Source organism: Camelimonas sp. ID_303_24 (assembly GCF_053543495.1).
The window spans coordinates 25,319-43,019 of record NZ_JBLLJM010000016.1; the positions used below are offsets into that span (position 1 = coordinate 25,319).

Here is a 17,701-nt window from a genome sequence, read left to right on the forward strand (position 1 = left end):
GATAGCAATTCTTATATTATGCTATCATCGCTATCGCACTTGCAGGAGGCGCTATCATGCCCGCAGTTACGATCAGGAATCTGTCCGACGCGACACACCGCGCCCTCAAGGTGCGGGCGGCGCAGCACGGCCGCAGCGCCGAAGCGGAAATGCGCGACATCCTCGAAATGGCTGTCCGCCCCGATACGCGCCTCCGGCTCGGCACGGCGCTCGCGGAACGCAGCCGCCGCCTCGGCTTGACCAATGAGGATGTCGAGGCCCTCGACCAGGCTCGTGACAAGGCGCCCGCCAAGCCGATGAGCTTCGAATGATCCTCCTCGACACCAATGTCGTATCGGAGGCGATGAAGCCCGCTCCCGACGAGGCCGTGCGCGCATGGCTCGACGAGCAGGCAGCGGAAACGCTCTTTCTCTCCAGCGTCACCATCGCCGAGCTGATGTTCGGCATCGGCGCGCTCCCCGAAGGCAAGCGCAAGGAGCGTCTCACCGAAGCCCTGGATGGGGTGATGGAACTGTTCGCAGACCGCGTCCTCCCGTTCGATATCGATGCTGCGCGCCGCTATGCGGATCTCGCCGTCAAAGCCCGAACGGCCGGGAAAGGCTTCCCTACTCCCGACGGCTACATGGCAGCGATCGCAGCCGCCAAGGGGTTTGCCGTCGCCACGCGCGACAGCAGCGCATTCGAGGCCGCGAATGTCACGGTCATCGATCCCTGGAAGACCGGGCGCTGACATCCGGCCACCGGCAGCGCAAGTGACGCCAGCCGAGCCGGCAGCAACAGTCCACGCGGCATGCAGACAACCCGGTCTCCTGATCGGACGACTACCCCCGCTTCAAGACGCTGATCCTTGGGTTCAGCCGATGGCCTGACGCCATCAACCCTTAAAGGGTCGGACTACGCATAGCGTGCCGCCGCTCCGGCTTCGCCTGCACGGTGATTGCGGCCACCGGCCGAACTCTTCGGCCGCCTGTCAGCGGGGGATGGACCTCCGCTCAAACAGGAGCCAGGTCGATGTCCTTCCAAACCGCTCACGCCTTCGCCTTCAGCCTCGCTACCACCCTGATGGCGGCCATCGTCATCTATCGCGCCGGAGACGGCACGCTCTCCGTCACCCCGGCGTCGGAATATGATGGCGATGAAAACGCCATCGTCGGCGAAATCGACCCCTTCGCCTCATGAGGCGAACCGGGTCGCGCAGTCGGCGGATGCTTCACGCTTCTGCTCCCCCCGCAGCTCGAATTCTGCTAATCTCGCATGTGCGCCGTGGTGGTGGTGGTGGCGCGTCCGTCTGACATTTGACGAAAGACACCACCATGATCTTCATCGGTATTCTCCTCAGCATCGCCGCCATCGGTTTCCTCTGCTGGCTCCTCTTCACGCTTGCGGTGTTCGCTCTTCCGTTCTTCGCGGGCGTGACTGCCGGCACATGGGCCTACGGCACCGACGCGGGCTGGCTCGGCGCGATTGTCGTCGGCTTTGTCGCCGCCGGCCTGACCTTCGGCATCGGCCAATTCCTGCTCGCCACCGTCCGTCCGACCTGGGCACGCCTGCTCATCGCCGCAGCCTTCGTCGCCCCCGCCGTCGTCGCCGGATTCCATGCCACCCATGGCATCGTGAAACACACCATGCCATCGGAGACATGGCAGACCGTGTTCTCCGTCATCGGAGCGATCGCGGTCGGCATCGTCGCCTTCGTGCGCATCACTGGAATGGCGGCCTCCGACCCATCTGCCGGGCATGTGTCCCACGCCTAAACCCGCAGCGCCCATCGCGGCGGGATCCAGCGGCACATACCTTGCCCTCCACGCCATCTGGTCGCCCGATGGGGAAGCGGCATCGCGAAGCATCGGCTGCGCCCACCTGTCACGGAACGATGGAGCGCGTCGGGGCGGCAACGACATCGTGGCCGGCAGCCCCTCAGCGTCGAGGCGTTTCGTCAGAGCTGGCAGAATGGCGAAATGCGCAGCGCAGGCCTGTTCAAGCGAGGTCTACGCCTGTGATCGCCGGTCGGACTTCCCAGGCCAATGCGAAGGTCGCCGCCGTCTCCGCCGTCGATCCGTCCAGCACCCGCGCCAAAACGGCCTCTTCAATGGCCTGATCTGGCCGAAGGACGGCTTTGCCTCGAGCGCCTAAGCCACAACGGCTGGCCCCGACTTTCTTCCCCTGCCGGCTGCGCCGTCATTCCTCGCGAAACAACAAAGTCGTGTCTGCGCCATCCTCCGCTTTGCTGCGGTCGCAAGCGATGTGCCGTCGCTCGCCTCCGTCCGGTCGATCGCCATCGAGGCCGCAATGGCGCGGGCTCGAAACGGAAAACGGAGACTTACAATGGCGACCATCGGCACCTTCAAGAAGACCGGCTCGAACGAATTCGGCGGCGAAATCGTCACCCTCAGCGTCCAGGCCAAAGGCGTGCGCATCGTCCCCGACCTGCGCGCCAGCGGCGAGAACGCCCCCAGCCACCGGGTCCTGGTCGGCCGCGCCGAGATCGGCGCCGCCTGGTCCAAGCGCTCCAACGAGGGCCGCGACTATCTGGGCCTCAAGCTCGACGATCCGAGCTTCAACGCTCCGATCTACGCCAACCTCTTCGATGACGAGGACGGTGAAGGTTACTCGCTGATCTGGTCCCGCCCCAACGGCCGCCGCGCAGACTGAGGCGGCTTCACGAGGCCCCGGCCGAAAGGTCGGGGCCGCCTTCCTGCTCAGATCGCACCCGATCGCAGATGAGTGCCCCAAATAGTCGGGTCACACCGAAGGCGCGCCCTCCAGCTTTACTGCAAAAGCCAGCCCGCAGAACCTTCGCTTCACTGACGACAGCGCCTCGTTTGCCCGAATCAGCAAATCGGCGGCAGCGCAACACGGCCCTTCGGCAACCTCTTTGAGCTGGCAGAAACGGGATAATACGACTAAAATAGCCGTAGTTCTGGAGCGCGCGCCGGTTGCGATGGGAGGTGATCATGCATGATCACCGCCCGACAATCACGGGCCGCACGCGCGTTGCTGGGTTGGACACAGGAGACGCTCGCTGACAAGGCCCGCCTATCGCTGACCGCGCTCAAGCGCCTCGAATCCGAAAGCGGGCTCGATGTGTACGAGACGACGCGCGATCAGGCACGCAGGGCTTTGGAAGCTGCCGGCATCGTCTTCCTGTCGACCGACCGAGGGCAAGGAGTGCTTCTGGTCGATGATCGCGGAAACAAGCCGAACCGATCTACAGGCTTACGCTGACCTGTGGGCAGCCAGGTTCCCCATCATTTGCACTGCCTCCATTTCGGATCAAACATGGATAATAGACAGGCACCGCATATTCGCCGAGTCTGCACCATGACCGCACCATTCCGGGACCTTGCGCCATCGGGGCAAGATCTCACCGATTACGACAAGTCGCACGCCAAACTATACATGCGCTTGCTGGATGCGGCCGCTGACGGCGCGCATTGGGAGGAAGCCGTGCGGGTGCTGTTCGACCTTGATCCCGCCCGTGAACCCGAGCGCTGCCGACGCATCCATGACAGCCATCTCGAACGCGCCCGGTGGATGACACACACCGGCTATCGGCATCTCCTGCGACAGGCTCACCGCTGAGAGGCTTGCGAACCTGCGTGATGCCCTTTCGACATCACGCAATGCCCTCCTCCGGACTTCCAACACCCTCGTCGTGCCCCGAAAAATCACACGCTCGACTTACGCGCACCACGCGGGAGAGTTGATGCGATGAGGCCCGATACATCGAACTGGCGAGACGACCGCAGCTACGATTTCTTCGATACACTGCCGATCGAAGGTCTCGCCTGGGAGTGCCTTCGCAGATACCGCCCTTATCAGGACGATTACGCCAGTCTGGTCGATGCTGGCGCCGAGACTCAGCCGCTGCCTGACGACAGGCAGCAGCGCTGGGGGTTGCGATTTCCCCGCAAGACCAGGTCGTTCTGCCCTACAGCAACAGGTGGTGTGGTCGCCGCAGAGCGATCCCGCCGTCCTCTTTTTGACAGCACGACCGAACTTTCTGCCGTCCAGCTCAAACAGCCTCGCCGACAGCTTCGCTGCGGGCCGTGATGGCCCTGAAGGAACCTATGCCGGTCTTCCCGAGCACAACCTCCAGCTACTCTTCCTACCCGGCATATCCGCACACGACCAGCTTGCGGCGGTCGTCCCCATCGATGACGACATCCTCGATCGCATTGATGCGCTGACACGCCTCGCGCGCGCCTGGCTCCAGCGTCCGCCATTGCGCGACACGCGCATGACCGCCGAGCAGCGCCGCCGCTTTCGCCTCAAACTTCGTGCTGCCGACGGCCGCATGAACGGCGCGACCTATCGCGACATCGCCATCGCAATCTACGGCGCGGCGCGCATCGATACCGATCCTTGGAAGACCTCGCCGCTGCGGGATGCCGTGATCGCCTTCGCCGAAGCCGGATTGGCCCTCATCGATGGCGGCTATCTGCACCTGCTTCGGCATCGTCGGCGCACCTAGCCTGCGCCAACAACAGGGGTGGGGAATTTAGCCATCCCAAGTCCCCCATCCATCCCGCCGGAGGTTCTCCGCCACCGTTGTCGCTGTCAGCCGCTGATCGCCAGCGGCCCCCAGCAACCCCACGGAGGCCCGCCCCATGCGACCCGATACCGCCGCGCTCCCGCCACGCTACCTGCGGACCAAGGAAGCCGCTGAATTTCTCAGCCTGTCCGCGCGCACCCTCGAAAAACACCGCACCTACGGAACTGGTCCGGCCTATCACAAACTCGGCGGGCGCGTCGTCTATTCGGTCGACGATCTGGAGACCTGGGCCGAGCGCGGCGCCGTAACCTCGACGTCCGATCCGCGCGGCTCCGTGCTTCCCGCAAAGCGCCAGACGCTGCCGACCGGCCAGATCGCCGGCCGATACGCACGCTGATTGTGGCCGGTCTCTTTCATGGTGGTGCGTCGTCGTGACCCTTCGGAGCGTGGGCAGCTCGACCTGTTTCGCGCGCTTCCCGGCGACTTCGCGCCACGAGACGCGCAGGATCTCATGGCCCATCCCTTCTTCTCCCTCTCGAAATCGCACCGCATAGCGCCGATCGACTTTTCGGCGGGCGGTGTCTCCATCCGGGTAGAGGCCGTTCCCGATCATGGCATGGCCACGATCTGGGACGCCGACATCCTGATCTGGGCCGCCAGCCAGATCGTCGAGGCCCGCGACGCGGGCCTGCGCACCTCGCGTCTGATGGCGGCGACACCCTATGAGATCCTCACCTATGTCGGGCGCGGCACATCCAAGCGCGATTATCAGCGGCTCAAGGCCGCGCTCGACCGGCTGCAATCGACCACCATCTCGACGTCGATCCGCCAACCCGCCAAAGGCCGCCGTCACCGCTTCTCGTGGATCAACGAGTGGCAGGAGCGCACGGATCGTCAAGGACGACCGGATGGCATCGAGCTGATCGTCCCCGACTGGTTCTACAAGGCCGTCCTCGATGACGCGCTCATCCTCACCATCGATCCGGCCTATTTCGATCTCACCGGCGGCCTCGATCGCTGGCTCTACCGCATCGTGCGCAAACACGGAGGCCGTCAGCGCGGCGGCTGGCGTTTCGACCTACGCCACCTCCACCTCAAATCCGGCAGCCTGTCGCCGTTCAAGCGCTTCGCCTTCGAACTGCGCGACATCGTGCGACGCCAACCACTGCCCGGCTACCTCCTGTCGCTCGAAGTGGAAATCGGCGGGCGCACGCTGCTGGCTTTCGAGCCACTGGCCGCCTGTGGAAAACCTGTGGACGGCCTCGTGCTATCGGGAACCCGACCTATCGTGCCATCGGGAACCCGAGGCTCGTGCCATCAGGAACCCAAGCCGGCCTTAACGTCTGGAAATCGTGGGCGGATTCGCGCCCTTAACTTAGAGTCTAACCAAGAATCTAACTTTGAAGAGCGCGCGCGCGATGTGGAAAACCTCATCCGCACCGCCGCAGCGAGCCTCCGCGCCGCCGGCAAATCACCGCGCAAGGGTGCTCCAGCCGCTCAGACGGGCCGGAAAGAGAGCGAACCGGCTTCCCCCGATCAGCTTCCGCTCCTCGATCGGCCTGGAGGTGCGCGATGATCGTCGCGTTCCTCAACCAGAATGGCGGTGTCGGCAAGACGACGCTGGCGCTCAACCTCGCGGGCGAACTCGCTGGGCGCGGTCAGCGCGTCACCCTGATCGATGCGGACCCACAGGGATCGGCCCTCGACTGGTCTGAGCAGCGCAGCCATGAGGGCCTGCCGCGCCGGTTCGGCGTCGTCGGCCTGGCGCGCGACACGCTCCACCGCGAAGCGCCGGCGCTGGCCCGCGATGTCGACCACGTCGTCATCGACGGCCCGCCGCGTGTCGCAGCGCTCATGCGCTCGGCGCTGCTCGCCGCCGACCTCGTACTGATCCCGGTGCAGCCGTCGCCGCTCGACGGCTGGGCATCGGCCGAGATGCTGGCGCTGCTCCGCGAAGCCCGCGTCTATCGCCCGGAACTGGTCGCCCGCTTCGTGCTCAATCCTTGCGGTGCGCGCACCATCCTGGCCCGCGAGACAGCCGAGACCCTGGCCGATCACGATCCACCGTTGCTCGCCACCACCATCGGCCAACGTATCGCCTTCGCCGCCGCCGCGCAGACCGGCCGCCTGGTCGCCGAACTCGCCGATGCGACATCGGCCGCGCGCGAGATCGCGGCCTTCGCCGATGAACTCCTGCGTCTGCGGATCGACGGGGGCGCACAATGAACGAACGATCCCCCCGTCGCGGCTTCGCCGCACGCCCCTCCGATCCCGACCAATGGATCAAGGCTGCGGACAACGCACCACGCGCCGCTGACGTCGCTGCGTTCACCGCCAGGCTCACCATCGATGTGACGCTCGAACTGCGCGGCCGGATCAAGATCGCCGCCTTCGGGCGCGGCGTCACCGTCGCCGACATGCTGCGCGAGCTGCTCGCGCGTGAATTCCCCTCGACACCAGGAGACACCACATGACCGGCACTGCGGCTCCCCGCATGCGCGGCGGCCCTCTGCCGTCAGCGCTCCCCCATGACACCATGACCCACGTCGAACTGACGTGGGTCGAGAAGAAGATCGAATACTGGATCAGGTTCGGCCGTGAGGCGCATGAACAGATCCTCGACCGCCGCCGGCGTGTCGTCTCCTTCCGTCCGAACACCGTATTCGCGTTCGTGCGATGGGCGGCCAACGACTTCGGCACGATCATCTCGCGCATCGACATCGTACGCGCAGTCGAGCCCGGAGAGCCCTACCAGACGCTGCCTTTCGTCCGGCCGGGCGGTGAAATCCTGCTCAGGATCGACGGATGGCCAAAGGTCGAAGACGTGCTGCGCCACGTCGATGCAATTGAAGCGATCGGCATCGAGGCGGACGCCGTTTCGCCGGAACACTGGCGTCACGTCCACAACCGGATGGCGGCTGGACATCAGCCGCGCACCTATACGCTCGACCAGCATCGCGCCGTCCTCCTGCGCCGGAGGACGTGGTCGTGACGCGCGCCGGTCTCTTCATCGTCATGGCTCTCGCGACCACGGGGATCAGCTATCCGGCGCTCACCCCGTTGCCGATCAAGCTCCTGTGGAACGCATCGGCGAGCGCCCCCATCGGCTTCTACACGATCGACGTCGATGGCCCGTTCGACGTCACCGATCTCGTTGCGGTCGATGCGCCCGAGCCGCTCGCGACCTTCATGGCCGAACGCGGCTATCTTCCCAAAGGCGTCCCGCTGCTGAAGCGCATTCTCGGCGTTTCCGGGCAGACCGTTTGCCGCTCGAACCTCTCCGTCACGATCGACGGCGTCGACATGGGCGATGCGCTACCGCGTGATCGCGCCGCGCGCGACCTCCCGGTCTGGCAGGGCTGCCGCCGTATCCCGACCGGCGCAGTCTTCCTCATGAACTGGAAGGTCCGCGACAGCCTGGACGGTCGCTATTTCGGCCTGACCTCCACTGACCAGATCATCGGCCGCGCCGTCCCCCTGTGGACAGACGAGGACGGAACGGGCCGCTTCGAATGGCGCGCACCGACGCGATGAACACCTCGCCATCGGCGGGGGCGGCGCCCACCGATGGCTTTCCCAACGCCGCCGCAAAGGAAGTCATCATGCCTCAGATTGGTCAATTCACGCGCCAGGACACGGGCTTCGCCGGCAAGCTGGAGACGTTCACGCTCTTCCGCGATGTCGTCATCGTGCCGGCAGAGCCCTCCGATGCCGAGAATGCGCCGGATTACCGCGTTCACGCCAGCGACGATGGCAAAGCCGAAGCCGGTCCGGAAATCGGCGCGGGCTGGAAACGCACCGGCGAGCGCGCGGGCGAATACGTTGCCGTACTGATCGACGACCCTGCGCTGCCGCAGCCGATCCGCGCCAATCTGTTCTGCGACGATGACGCCGGGAACGCCTGGTCGCTGCACTGGTCGCGCCCGCGCGACCGCGCCGGGAAGGACTGACCGATGTCCGGTCCACGTCCAGCGATAAGCCATCGGGATGCGGGAGGGCGGCATCACGCCGTCCGGCGAATGGCCTTCCTTCTCCTTTCCGGCCTGGCCCTCGCAGCGGGCGCAACGGACGCCGCTCTTGCCCAGTCCGTGTCGGCTGCGCGCACGGTCGCTGGCGATCCACACGCCGCCTTCGTCACCGAAGCCTCGCAGCGCTTCGGCATTCCCGAACACTGGATCGTCGCCGTCAAACGCGCCGAAAGCGCCGGCGATGTGCGCGCCATATCGTCGGCCGGCGCGCTCGGGTTGATGCAGGTCATGCCCGATACCTGGGCCGCGCTTCGCGTTCGCTATGGGCTCGGGCGTGACCCCTACGACCCGCGCGACAACATCCTCGCAGGCGCTGCCTACCTGCGTGAAATGTTCGACCGCTATCGCACGATCCCCGCAATGCTCGGCGCCTACAATGCGGGGCCTGGCCGCTACGACGAATACGTCCATACCGGCCGCGCCCTGCCCGCCGAAACGCGGGCCTACATCGCGCTGCTGGCTCCGCAGCTAGGCGCACCATCGCCGTCGAGCGCGCCACCGGTTGCGCCGCCACCGCCGCCGGATTGGCGGGAAGCGCCGCTCTTCGTCGTGCGTTCCGCCGACGATCGTTCGGCGACATCGCCATCGGAAAACGCGCGGTCGAACGACAGCCGCTCCTCCGTCGCGGCGCGCACTCCCGACACCGCCGAAGACTCGAACGCCCCGATCGTGGTCGCTCGCTCTGACGGGGGGACGCCCCGATGAACTGCGGAAGTATCCTTCGCACTCTGTCGCATTCCGGCGTGACATGGAGGGCACAAGGGGGAGAGGCAGGCACAACAACCGCACGATGGCAGGATAAAAGGCCGCACATTGCGCGGCGGTCGGGCGGTTGTTTTTGCAAGAGGTTTTGGCGCGCTCCGCACATTGCCGTGCTAATCGGCAATGTGCGCCTGACGCCCAATTGCCTGTATCAGCGCGATTTTTCGCACATTGCGGCCTTGCGTCATGGCCGATGACCACGAGTTTCGTGTTCGGCCTGGGCGCATCCGGTCAACCCGTGCGCAGTCGGCTCGGCCCTTCATCGCGCAGGCGCTGGCCGCCGCGAAGAAGGCGGGCGGCGGTGTCTCGCGCTCCGGGCGCGTCGTTGCCGCCAATCGCTCGCGCTTCGGCCGAGGCCAGCGCGCCAGCATCCAAGCGAACCGCCTCATCACAGCGCGCACGCGCGGCGCTGTCATCAAGGCCCGCGTCGTGCGGCGCTCCGGCCGCACCGCGCCGCTCGGCACGCATCTCGATTATCTCCGCCGCGACGGCGTGACCCGTGATGGAGAAAAGGCCCGACTGTTCGGGCCGGGAACGGAGGAAGCTGATGGCCGCGCCTTCTCCGGGCGATGCGAAGATGATCGCCATCATTTCCGCTTCATCGTCTCACCGGACGACGCCGTGGAGATGTCGGACCTCAAGTCCTTCACCCGCGATCTTGTCGGCCAGATGGAAAGGGATCTGGACACGCGGCTCGATTGGGTTGCGGTCGATCACTGGAACACCGAGCATCCTCACGTCCATCTAATCGTGCGCGGCGTCCGCGACGACGGCCAGGACCTCGTGATCTCGCGCGACTACATCAAGGAGGGCATGCGCGATCGCGCGCGTGACCTCATCACACAAGAGCTTGGCCCGCGCACGGATCTCGATATTCGCCGCACGCTCGAACGCCAGATCGAGGCGGAGCGCTGGACGCAACTCGATCGGCAGCTTGTCCGCGACGCGGGAAAGACCGGCGTCATCGATGTCGCCCCGGAGGTCGGCCGCCAGCCCGACGCCTACGCCGTCGAGAAGGTCGGCCGCCTGCGCAAACTCGCAGCCCTCGGCCTCGCCAGTGAAGTCGGACCTGGCCAGTGGATGATCGACGATCAGGCTGAGGTGACGCTGCGCCAGCTCGGCGAACGCGGCGACATCATCAAGCGCATGCACCGCGCGCTCACCGAACGCGGTATAGACCGCGGCTCGGGCAACTACGTCCTGGCAGGGGAAAGCCTCGATGTGCCGGTCATCGGCCGTCTGGTCGAGCGCGGCCTCGATGACGAGCTGAAGGGAACGGCCTACGCCGTGGTCGACGGCGTCGATGGTCGGAGCCACCACATCCGCTTGCCGCATCTCGATGCGGCAGGCGACAGCGCGCCGGGCTCGATCGTCGAGCTGCGCACGTTCGAAGATGCTCGCGGCGAACGCCGCGTCGCACTTGCCGTCCGCTCCGATCTCGATCTCCAGCATCAGGTGAACGCCTCGGGCGCGACCTGGCTCGACCGGCAATCCATCGCCCGCGAACCCGTCGCCATGTCGGAGGGCGGCTTCGGCGCCGAGGTGCGGCACGCGATGCGACAACGGGCGGAGCATCTGGTCCACGAAGGTCTCGCCGAGCAGCAAGGCCGCCGCGTCATCTTCAGCCGCAACCTGATCGAGACGCTTCGGCGCCGTGAGGTCGACGCCGTTGCCGACCGGCTCGCGAAGGAGACAGGCCAGCCGTTCAAAGCGGCCGGCAATGGCGAATATGTCGCCGGCACCTATCGCCAGCGCATGACGCTCGCATCCGGCCGCTTCGCGATGATCGATGACGGCCTCGGCTTCCAGCTCGTGCCCTGGTCGCCGTCCCTCGAAAGCCAGCTCGGCAAACACGTCTCCGGGGTCGCCCGCGGCGACGGCGGTGTCGACTGGAGCTTCGGCCGCAAGCGGGGGCTCGGCCTCTAATCACCTAAGAAAGGACCGCAGCAATGTCCGCGACCAAAATCCTGTGGGGCCAGATCGCCGTCGTCTTCCTCATCGTGCTGCTCACCACCTGGGCGGCGACGCAATATGTCGCATGGAGCCTCGGCTTTCAGGCGCAGCTCGGCACGCCCTGGTTTTCCCTGTTCGGCCTACCGATCTACTATCCGCCAGCGTTCTTCTGGTGGTGGTATTTCTACGACGCCTACGCGCCGGAGGTCTTCGCCAAGGGCGGGATGATCTCGGCGTCGGGCGGCTTCATCGCCATAGCCGTCGCCATCGGCATGTCGGTCTGGCGCGCCCGCGAAGCAAAAAGCGCGGCGACCTACGGCTCCGCCCGCTGGGCCGGAAAGGACGAGGTGAAAGCCGCGGGCCTGCTCAGTCCCGACGGTGTCGTGCTCGGCCGCTATGATCGCGACTATCTCCGTCATGACGGCCCCGAGCATGTGCTTTGCTTCGCCCCGACCCGATCGGGCAAGGGCGTCGGCCTGGTCGTGCCGTCCCTGTTGACCTGGCCGGGCTCGGCCATCGTCCACGACATCAAAGGGGAAAACTGGCAGCTCACCGCCGGTTTCCGCGCCCGGCATGGCCGCGTTCTGCTGTTCGACCCGACCAACCCCAAATCGTCGGCCTACAATCCGCTGCTCGAGGTGCGCCGTGGCGAATGGGAAGTCCGCGACGTTCAGAACATCGCTGACATCCTGGTCGATCCCGAAGGCTCGCTCGAAAAGCGGAACCATTGGGAGAAGACCAGTCATGCCCTGCTGGTCGGCGCCATCCTGCATGTCCTCTACGCCGAAGACGACAAGACATTGGCCGGCGTCGCCGCCTTCCTGTCCGATCCGAAGCGCCCGATCGAGTCGACGCTTGCCGCGATGATGAAGACCAGCCACCTCGGCGAAGCCGGGCCGCATCCCGTCATCGCCAGCGCCGCACGCGAGCTGCTCAACAAATCGGACAACGAACGCTCGGGCGTGCTCTCCACCGCCATGTCGTTTCTCGGCCTCTACCGCGATCCTGTCGTCGCCGAGGTGACGCGGCGCTGCGACTGGCGGATCAGCGACATGGTGGGCGGCAAGCTCCCGACCACGCTCTACCTTGTCGTGCCGCCGTCCGACATCAACCGCACCAAGCCGCTGATACGCCTGATCCTCAATCAGGTCGGTCGCCGTCTCACCGAGGATCTGCAAGCAAAGGTCGGGCGGCATCGCCTGCTGCTCATGCTCGACGAGTTTCCCGCCCTCGGCCGCCTCGATTTCTTCGAGTCCGCGCTGGCTTTCATGGCGGGCTACGGCCTCAAGAGCTTTCTGATCGCGCAATCGCTGAACCAGATCGAGAAGGCTTACGGCCCGAACAATTCGATCCTCGACAACTGCCATGTGCGCGTTTCCTTTGCGACGAACGACGAAAGGACCGCGAAGCGGGTCAGCGACGCGCTCGGAACCGCGACCGAGATGAAGGCGATGAAGAATTACGCCGGGCATCGGCTCTCGCCCTGGCTCGGCCATTTGATGGTGTCGCGCTCGGAGACCGCGCGTCAGCTCCTGACACCAGGCGAAATCATGCAGCTCCCGCCGACCGACGAGATCGTCATGGTCGCCGGGACGCCGCCGATCCGGGCGAAGAAGGCGCGCTACTATGAAGATGCCCGCTTCAAGGAACGCATCATGTCACCGCCGGGGCTGGCGCGGCCTACTGAAGGTCGGCCCGACGATTGGAGCAAGCTGCCGATCCCCGCGCGCCCGGACATGACCGAAAACGCTGCGCCAACGACGAGCGGTGACAACGAAGAGGATTCCACCGAGTCCGAACGTCGGCATCAGCCCGAACTCAACCGGGTGAACCCCATCGAAAAGAAGGCGCCGATCGACAATGAGTTTGAGATCGATTTGCCTGACGACACAGAGGACGCCGCCGCGCGCAACCAGCGGCTGACCCGCGTCATGCGCGGCGTTGCCCGCCAGGTCTCGCTCGATCCCAATGACGGCATGGAGCTGTAGCACCATGACCGGACGCAAGAAGAAGGTGCCGATTTCCGTATATCTCGACCCCGACATCATGGCGACACTATCGGACTATGCAGGCCGACGCGAACAACCGCTCTCCCTGATCGCAGAGGCCGCCATCGCGTCCTTCCTGTCGCCGGACGACGCTGAGCGGCGTGAAGCCGTGGTCGCCAAACGCCTCGATCAGATCGATCGCCGTCTCAACCGCATGGAGCGCGACATCGGGATCTCCGTCGAGACCATGGCCGTATTCATCCGGTTCTGGCTCAACACGACGCCGGCGCTGCCCGAGCCCGCAGCCCAGGCAGCGCGCGCCATGGTCGGGAAGCGCTACGAGGCGTTCATCGCGGCCCTTGGACGGCGCTTGGCCCAGGGACCGAAACTTCGGCAGGAGATCGTTGAAGATGTCGGCGAGTCGCCGTCCAGCCCGACAGAGAGCGATCCATAGGCTTCGGCGCGCGTGGATCAATAGCATCGCCCAACCGCCGTTCTCCTGTATTTGCACACCACGCTACTACGACGACCGATACTTGTTGAATCAGCCTGATTCACGGCTCTTTTAATCACCCCGATCCGGGGACCCTCTTTTCCAGCCCCGTCAGGAAGCGGGGCAGGAATGACCAATATCAGCCAGAAGCCGGAGGCGTTCGCGCGCGGTGCGCGCATGCTTCGCACCGCGCTCGGCTCGACCATCACCCATTTTCTCGAAGACCCGGCCGTGGTCGAAATCATGCTGAACCCGGACGGCCGTCTCTGGGTAGATCGCCTCTCCGAAGGGCTGGCCGATACGGGTGAGACGCTGTCGCCTGCCGATGGCGAGCGCATCGTGCGGCTGGTCGCTCACCATGTCGGCGTCGAGGTGCATCCGCGCAGCCCGCGAGTCTCCGCCGAGCTTCCTGAGACGGGAGAGCGGTTCGAGGGCTTGCTGCCGCCCGTTGTCGCCGCACCGGCCTTCGCCATCCGCAAGCCCGCCGTAGCGATCTTCACGCTCGACGATTATGTGGCCGCCGGAATCATGTTCGCCGACCAGGCGGCGACGCTACGCGCAGCCGTGATGGCGCGCGCCAATATCCTTGTCGCAGGCGGCACTTCCACCGGCAAAACCACGCTGACCAATGCGCTTCTGGCCGAGGTCGCCAAGACGGCGGATCGCGTCGTCATCATCGAGGATACCCGCGAGCTTCAGTGCGCCGCGCCCAATCTTGTCGCCATGCGGACCAAGGATGGAGTGGCCACGCTCTCGGAGCTGGTTCGCTCTTCGCTACGCCTGCGCCCCGATCGCATTCCCATCGGCGAGGTGCGCGGCTCTGAAGCTCTCGATCTCCTGAAAGCATGGGGAACCGGCCACCCCGGCGGCATCGGCACGATCCACGCCGGGAGCGGCATCGGCGCGCTGCGCCGCCTTGAACAACTCATCCAGGAGGCCGTCGTCACGGTCCCGCGCGCCCTGATCGCCGAGACCATCGATCTTGTTGCCGTCCTCTCCGGCCGCGGCTCCGCGCGCCGGCTCGCCGAACTCGCCCGCGTCGATGGGCTCGGTCCGGACGGCGACTACGCCATCACCCCCGCAACCCTTGACCGCACAGGAGCGCCATCATGATCCGCACCACCATGCGCGTTCGCCGCTATGCCGCGACGGCCGCCGCCTTCATCTACATCAATCTCGTCCTTGCCCCCGCCGCCCATGCCTCCGGCTCGTCCATGCCGTGGGAAGCACCGCTCCAGAAAATTCTCGAATCCATCGAAGGGCCGGTCGCCAAGATCGTCGCCGTCATCATCATCATCGCCACCGGCCTGGCGCTGGCGTTCGGTGACACGTCCGGCGGCTTCCGGAAGCTGATCCAGATCGTCTTCGGTCTCAGCATCGCGTTTGCGGCGTCGAGCTTCTTCCTGTCGTTCTTCTCATTCGGCGGCGGGGCGCTCATCTGATGGCGGCGGTGTTCGAACAACTCGACGCGGTGCCGGGTTTCACCGTCCCGGTTCACCGGGCGCTGACCGAGCACATTCTGCTCGGCGGCGCACCGCGCGCACTCGCCATCCTGAACGGCACGCTGGCCGGAGCCGTGGGCCTTGGCCTGCGCCTCTGGCTCGTCGGTCTGCTGATCTGGGCCATTGGCCATATCGCAGCCGTATGGGCTGCAAAGCGCGATCCCCTCTTCGTCGAGGTCGGTCGCCGTCACCTGCGCATCCCCGCTCATCTGTCCGTCTGAGGAAGCGCATCGCCATGATGAATCTTGCCGAATATCGCCGCACCGCAACCCGCCTCGCTGACTATCTGCCCTGGGCCGCGCTCGTCGCCGAGGGCGTCGTGCTCAACAAGGACGGCAGCTTTCAGCGCACGGCGCGGTTCCGCGGCCCTGATCTGGACTCCGCGGTCGCCGCCGAACTGGTCGCCGTCGCCGGGCGGCTCAACAACGCATTCCGTCGTCTCGGATCGGGTTGGGCCATCTTCGTCGAGGCGCAGCGGCACGAGGCGTCGATCTATCCAGCGGACCTGTTTCCCGACGCCGCCGCAGCGCTTCTCGATGCCGAGCGCAAAGCCGATTTCGAGGAGGCCGGCGCGCATTACGTCTCCGGCTACTATCTCACCATCACCTATCTGCCGCCGGCCGAGGATGCCGCGCGCACCGAAGCCTGGCTCTATGAGGGCCGCGAACGCGCTGGCATCGATCCGAAGGAAATCCTGAACACCTTTGTCGACCGCACCGATCGCGTGCTGGCGCTGCTCGACGGCTTCATGCCGGAATGCCAGTGGCTCGATAGCAGCGAGACGCTGACCTTTCTCCATTCGACCGTCTCGACCAAACGGCACCGCGTCCGTGTGCCCGAAACGCCGGTCTATCTCGACGCGCTGCTCGCCGACGAACCGCTCACCGGCGGCCTGGAGCCGCGTCTCGGAACCGCGCATCTGCGCGTTCTCACCATTGTCGGTTTCCCGACCGCGACCACGCCCGGCATCCTCGACGATCTCAATCGGCTCGCCTTTCCCTATCGCTGGTCGACGCGCGCCATCCTGCTCGACAAGACCGACGCGACCAAGCTGCTGACCAAAATCCGCCGCCAATGGTTCGCGAAGCGCAAAAGCATCGCCGCGATCCTGAAAGAGGTGCTGACCAACGAGGCGTCCGCGTTGGTCGATACCGACGCCTCGAACAAGGCGGCGGACGCCGATCTCGCCCTCCAGGAACTCGGCGCTGACTACGCCGGCCAATCCTATGTCACCGCGACGATCGCGGTATGGGACAACGATCCCCGAGTTGCCGACGAGAAGCTTCGCCTCGCCGAGAAAGTCATCCAGGGCCGCGACTTCACGGCCATGACTGAAACGATCAATGCCGTCGATGCCTGGCTGGGCTCATTGCCGGGGCATGTTTACGCCAACGTGCGCCAGCCCCCGATTTCGACGCTGAATCTCGCCCACATGATCCCGCTCTCGGCGGTGTGGGCGGGGCCGGAACGGGACGAGCATTTGGGTAGCTCCCCCTTGCTGTTCGGCAAGACCGAAGGCTCGACCCCGTTCCGGTTTTCTCTCCATGTCGGCGATGTCGGTCACACGCTCGTCGTCGGCCCGACCGGCGCCGGCAAATCGGTGCTCCTCGCCATCATGGCCTTGCAGTTCCGGCGCTATGCCGGTGCCCAGGTCTTCGCCTTCGACTTCGGCGGTTCGATCCGCACCGCCGCGCTCGCCATGGGCGGTGATTGGCACGATCTCGGCGGCGATCTCACCGAGGGCGTGGACTCCTCGGTCTCGCTGCAACCGCTCGCGCGCATTCACGACACGCCCGAACGCGCCTGGGCGGCCGACTGGATCGTCGCCATCCTGATCCGCGAGGGCATCGCAATCACCCCCGAGGTGAAGGAGCACCTCTGGTCGGCGCTGACCTCGCTGGCGTCGGCGCCGGTCGAGGAACGCACGATCACCGGCCTCACGGTGTTGCTCCAATCGAACGACCTGAAGCAGGCTCTGCGACCGTATTGCGTGGGCGGCCCCTATGGGCGGCTACTCGACGCCGAGGCCGAACATCTCGGCTCGGCATCGGTGCAGGCGTTCGAGATCGAGGGACTGGTCGGGACTGGCGCGGCACCCGCCGTCCTCGCCTATCTCTTCCATCGCATCGGCGACCGTCTCGACGGCTCGCCGACGCTGCTCATCATCGACGAGGGCTGGCTCGCACTCGATGACGATGCCTTCTCCGGGCAATTGCGCGAATGGCTGAAGACGCTGCGCAAGAAAAACGCCAGCGTCATCTTCGCCACGCAGTCGCTGTCCGACATCGACAACAGCAACATCGCCCCGGCCATCATCGAGAGCTGCCCGACAAGGCTGCTCCTGCCGAACGAACGCGCGATCGAGCCGCAGATCACGGAGATCTATCGGCGCTTCGGTCTCAACGACCGCCAGATCGAAATCCTCGCGCGGGCCACGCCCAAGCGCGACTATTACTGCCATGTCCGACATCAGCGCCCAT

Annotated in this window: 24 protein-coding genes; all 24 read left to right on the plus strand. The window is 65.6% G+C overall.

Annotation, left to right across the window (positions count from 1 at the left end; all coding sequences use genetic code 11):
• The first annotated feature begins 56 nt into the window (after nt 1–56).
• A complete protein-coding gene (locus tag ACERNI_RS14160; protein WP_012110103.1) occupies nt 57–311 on the plus strand; it encodes a FitA-like ribbon-helix-helix domain-containing protein in 255 nt (84 codons plus the stop codon).
• A complete protein-coding gene (locus ACERNI_RS14165; protein ID WP_296624142.1) occupies nt 308–730 on the plus strand; it encodes a type II toxin-antitoxin system VapC family toxin in 423 nt (140 codons plus the stop codon). The genes ACERNI_RS14160 and ACERNI_RS14165 overlap by 4 nt, the downstream gene beginning before the upstream one ends.
• 281 nt (nt 731–1,011) lie before the next feature.
• Entirely contained in the window at nt 1,012–1,179 is a 168-nt protein-coding gene (locus ACERNI_RS14170) for a hypothetical protein (RefSeq protein WP_012110101.1), read from the plus strand.
• Between the two features lie 134 nt (nt 1,180–1,313).
• On the plus strand, nt 1,314–1,754 hold the full coding sequence (locus ACERNI_RS14175; RefSeq protein WP_296624143.1) for a hypothetical protein: 441 nt from the start codon (nt 1,314–1,316) through the stop codon (nt 1,752–1,754).
• Between the two features lie 571 nt (nt 1,755–2,325).
• On the plus strand, nt 2,326–2,652 hold the full coding sequence (locus ACERNI_RS14180; RefSeq protein ID WP_041535876.1) for a DUF736 domain-containing protein: 327 nt from the start codon (nt 2,326–2,328) through the stop codon (nt 2,650–2,652).
• Between the two features lie 306 nt (nt 2,653–2,958).
• The gene (locus tag ACERNI_RS14185) at nt 2,959–3,225 is read left to right on the plus strand and encodes a helix-turn-helix transcriptional regulator (RefSeq protein ID WP_045811379.1); all 267 of its coding nucleotides are present in this window, start codon (nt 2,959–2,961) and stop codon (nt 3,223–3,225) included.
• Nucleotides 3,226–3,321: 96 nt separating this feature from the next.
• A complete protein-coding gene (locus ACERNI_RS14190; protein ID WP_066967668.1) occupies nt 3,322–3,582 on the plus strand; it encodes a DNA -binding domain-containing protein in 261 nt (86 codons plus the stop codon).
• A 129-nt stretch (nt 3,583–3,711) separates the two neighbouring features.
• Complete coding sequence (locus tag ACERNI_RS14195) at nt 3,712–4,053, plus strand: transcriptional regulator domain-containing protein (RefSeq protein WP_366514091.1); 342 nt, start codon at nt 3,712–3,714, stop codon at nt 4,051–4,053.
• A complete protein-coding gene (locus ACERNI_RS14200) occupies nt 3,947–4,474 on the plus strand; it encodes a DUF2285 domain-containing protein (RefSeq protein ID WP_448833931.1) in 528 nt (175 codons plus the stop codon). Before ACERNI_RS14195 ends, ACERNI_RS14200 begins: the two co-directional genes overlap by 107 nt.
• Before the next feature lie 136 nt (nt 4,475–4,610).
• Nucleotides 4,611–4,892, plus strand: a complete 282-nt coding sequence (locus tag ACERNI_RS14205; RefSeq protein ID WP_012110094.1) for a helix-turn-helix transcriptional regulator — start codon at nt 4,611–4,613, stop codon at nt 4,890–4,892.
• An 18-nt stretch (nt 4,893–4,910) separates the two neighbouring features.
• A complete protein-coding gene (locus ACERNI_RS14210) occupies nt 4,911–6,071 on the plus strand; it encodes a replication initiator protein A (RefSeq protein ID WP_296624151.1) in 1,161 nt (386 codons plus the stop codon).
• Nucleotides 6,068–6,721 (plus strand): ParA family partition ATPase, encoded by a 654-nt coding sequence (parA, locus tag ACERNI_RS14215; protein WP_296624145.1) that lies wholly within the window; start codon nt 6,068–6,070, stop codon nt 6,719–6,721. The genes ACERNI_RS14210 and parA overlap by 4 nt, the downstream gene beginning before the upstream one ends.
• Nucleotides 6,718–6,969, plus strand: a complete 252-nt coding sequence (locus ACERNI_RS14220; protein WP_296624146.1) for a hypothetical protein — start codon at nt 6,718–6,720, stop codon at nt 6,967–6,969. The genes parA and ACERNI_RS14220 overlap by 4 nt, the downstream gene beginning before the upstream one ends.
• The gene (locus tag ACERNI_RS14225; protein WP_296624147.1) at nt 6,966–7,487 is read left to right on the plus strand and encodes a DUF2840 domain-containing protein; all 522 of its coding nucleotides are present in this window, start codon (nt 6,966–6,968) and stop codon (nt 7,485–7,487) included. The genes ACERNI_RS14220 and ACERNI_RS14225 overlap by 4 nt, the downstream gene beginning before the upstream one ends.
• On the plus strand, nt 7,484–8,029 hold the full coding sequence (locus ACERNI_RS14230) for a S26 family signal peptidase (RefSeq protein ID WP_448833932.1): 546 nt from the start codon (nt 7,484–7,486) through the stop codon (nt 8,027–8,029). The genes ACERNI_RS14225 and ACERNI_RS14230 overlap by 4 nt, the downstream gene beginning before the upstream one ends.
• A gap of 68 nt (nt 8,030–8,097) precedes the next feature.
• Nucleotides 8,098–8,445 (plus strand): DUF736 domain-containing protein, encoded by a 348-nt coding sequence (locus ACERNI_RS14235; RefSeq protein ID WP_041536413.1) that lies wholly within the window; start codon nt 8,098–8,100, stop codon nt 8,443–8,445.
• 3 nt (nt 8,446–8,448) lie between these two features.
• Nucleotides 8,449–9,228: a lytic transglycosylase domain-containing protein gene (locus ACERNI_RS14240; protein WP_296624148.1), complete on the plus strand. Its 780-nt coding sequence runs from the start codon at nt 8,449–8,451 to the stop codon at nt 9,226–9,228.
• A gap of 243 nt (nt 9,229–9,471) precedes the next feature.
• Entirely contained in the window at nt 9,472–11,211 is a 1,740-nt protein-coding gene (locus ACERNI_RS14245) for a relaxase/mobilization nuclease domain-containing protein (protein WP_296624149.1), read from the plus strand.
• A gap of 23 nt (nt 11,212–11,234) precedes the next feature.
• Nucleotides 11,235–13,226 carry a conjugal transfer protein TraG gene (locus ACERNI_RS14250; protein WP_448833933.1) on the plus strand — a complete coding sequence of 664 codons (1,992 nt, stop codon included), beginning with the start codon at nt 11,235–11,237 and terminating at the stop codon, nt 13,224–13,226.
• Nucleotides 13,227–13,230: 4 nt separating this feature from the next.
• The gene (locus ACERNI_RS14255; RefSeq protein ID WP_012110084.1) at nt 13,231–13,680 is read left to right on the plus strand and encodes a hypothetical protein; all 450 of its coding nucleotides are present in this window, start codon (nt 13,231–13,233) and stop codon (nt 13,678–13,680) included.
• A 168-nt stretch (nt 13,681–13,848) separates the two neighbouring features.
• Nucleotides 13,849–14,832, plus strand: a complete 984-nt coding sequence (trbB, locus tag ACERNI_RS14260; RefSeq protein ID WP_012110083.1) for a P-type conjugative transfer ATPase TrbB — start codon at nt 13,849–13,851, stop codon at nt 14,830–14,832.
• On the plus strand, nt 14,829–15,161 hold the full coding sequence (locus tag ACERNI_RS14265) for a TrbC/VirB2 family protein (RefSeq protein WP_296626278.1): 333 nt from the start codon (nt 14,829–14,831) through the stop codon (nt 15,159–15,161). The genes trbB and ACERNI_RS14265 overlap by 4 nt, the downstream gene beginning before the upstream one ends.
• Complete coding sequence (locus tag ACERNI_RS14270) at nt 15,161–15,442, plus strand: VirB3 family type IV secretion system protein (RefSeq protein WP_448833934.1); 282 nt, start codon at nt 15,161–15,163, stop codon at nt 15,440–15,442. Before ACERNI_RS14265 ends, ACERNI_RS14270 begins: the two co-directional genes overlap by 1 nt.
• A 14-nt stretch (nt 15,443–15,456) precedes the next feature.
• Nucleotides 15,457–17,701: conjugal transfer protein TrbE (trbE, locus tag ACERNI_RS14275; protein ID WP_448833935.1), on the plus strand; the 2,245-nt coding region annotated here is incomplete at its 3' end.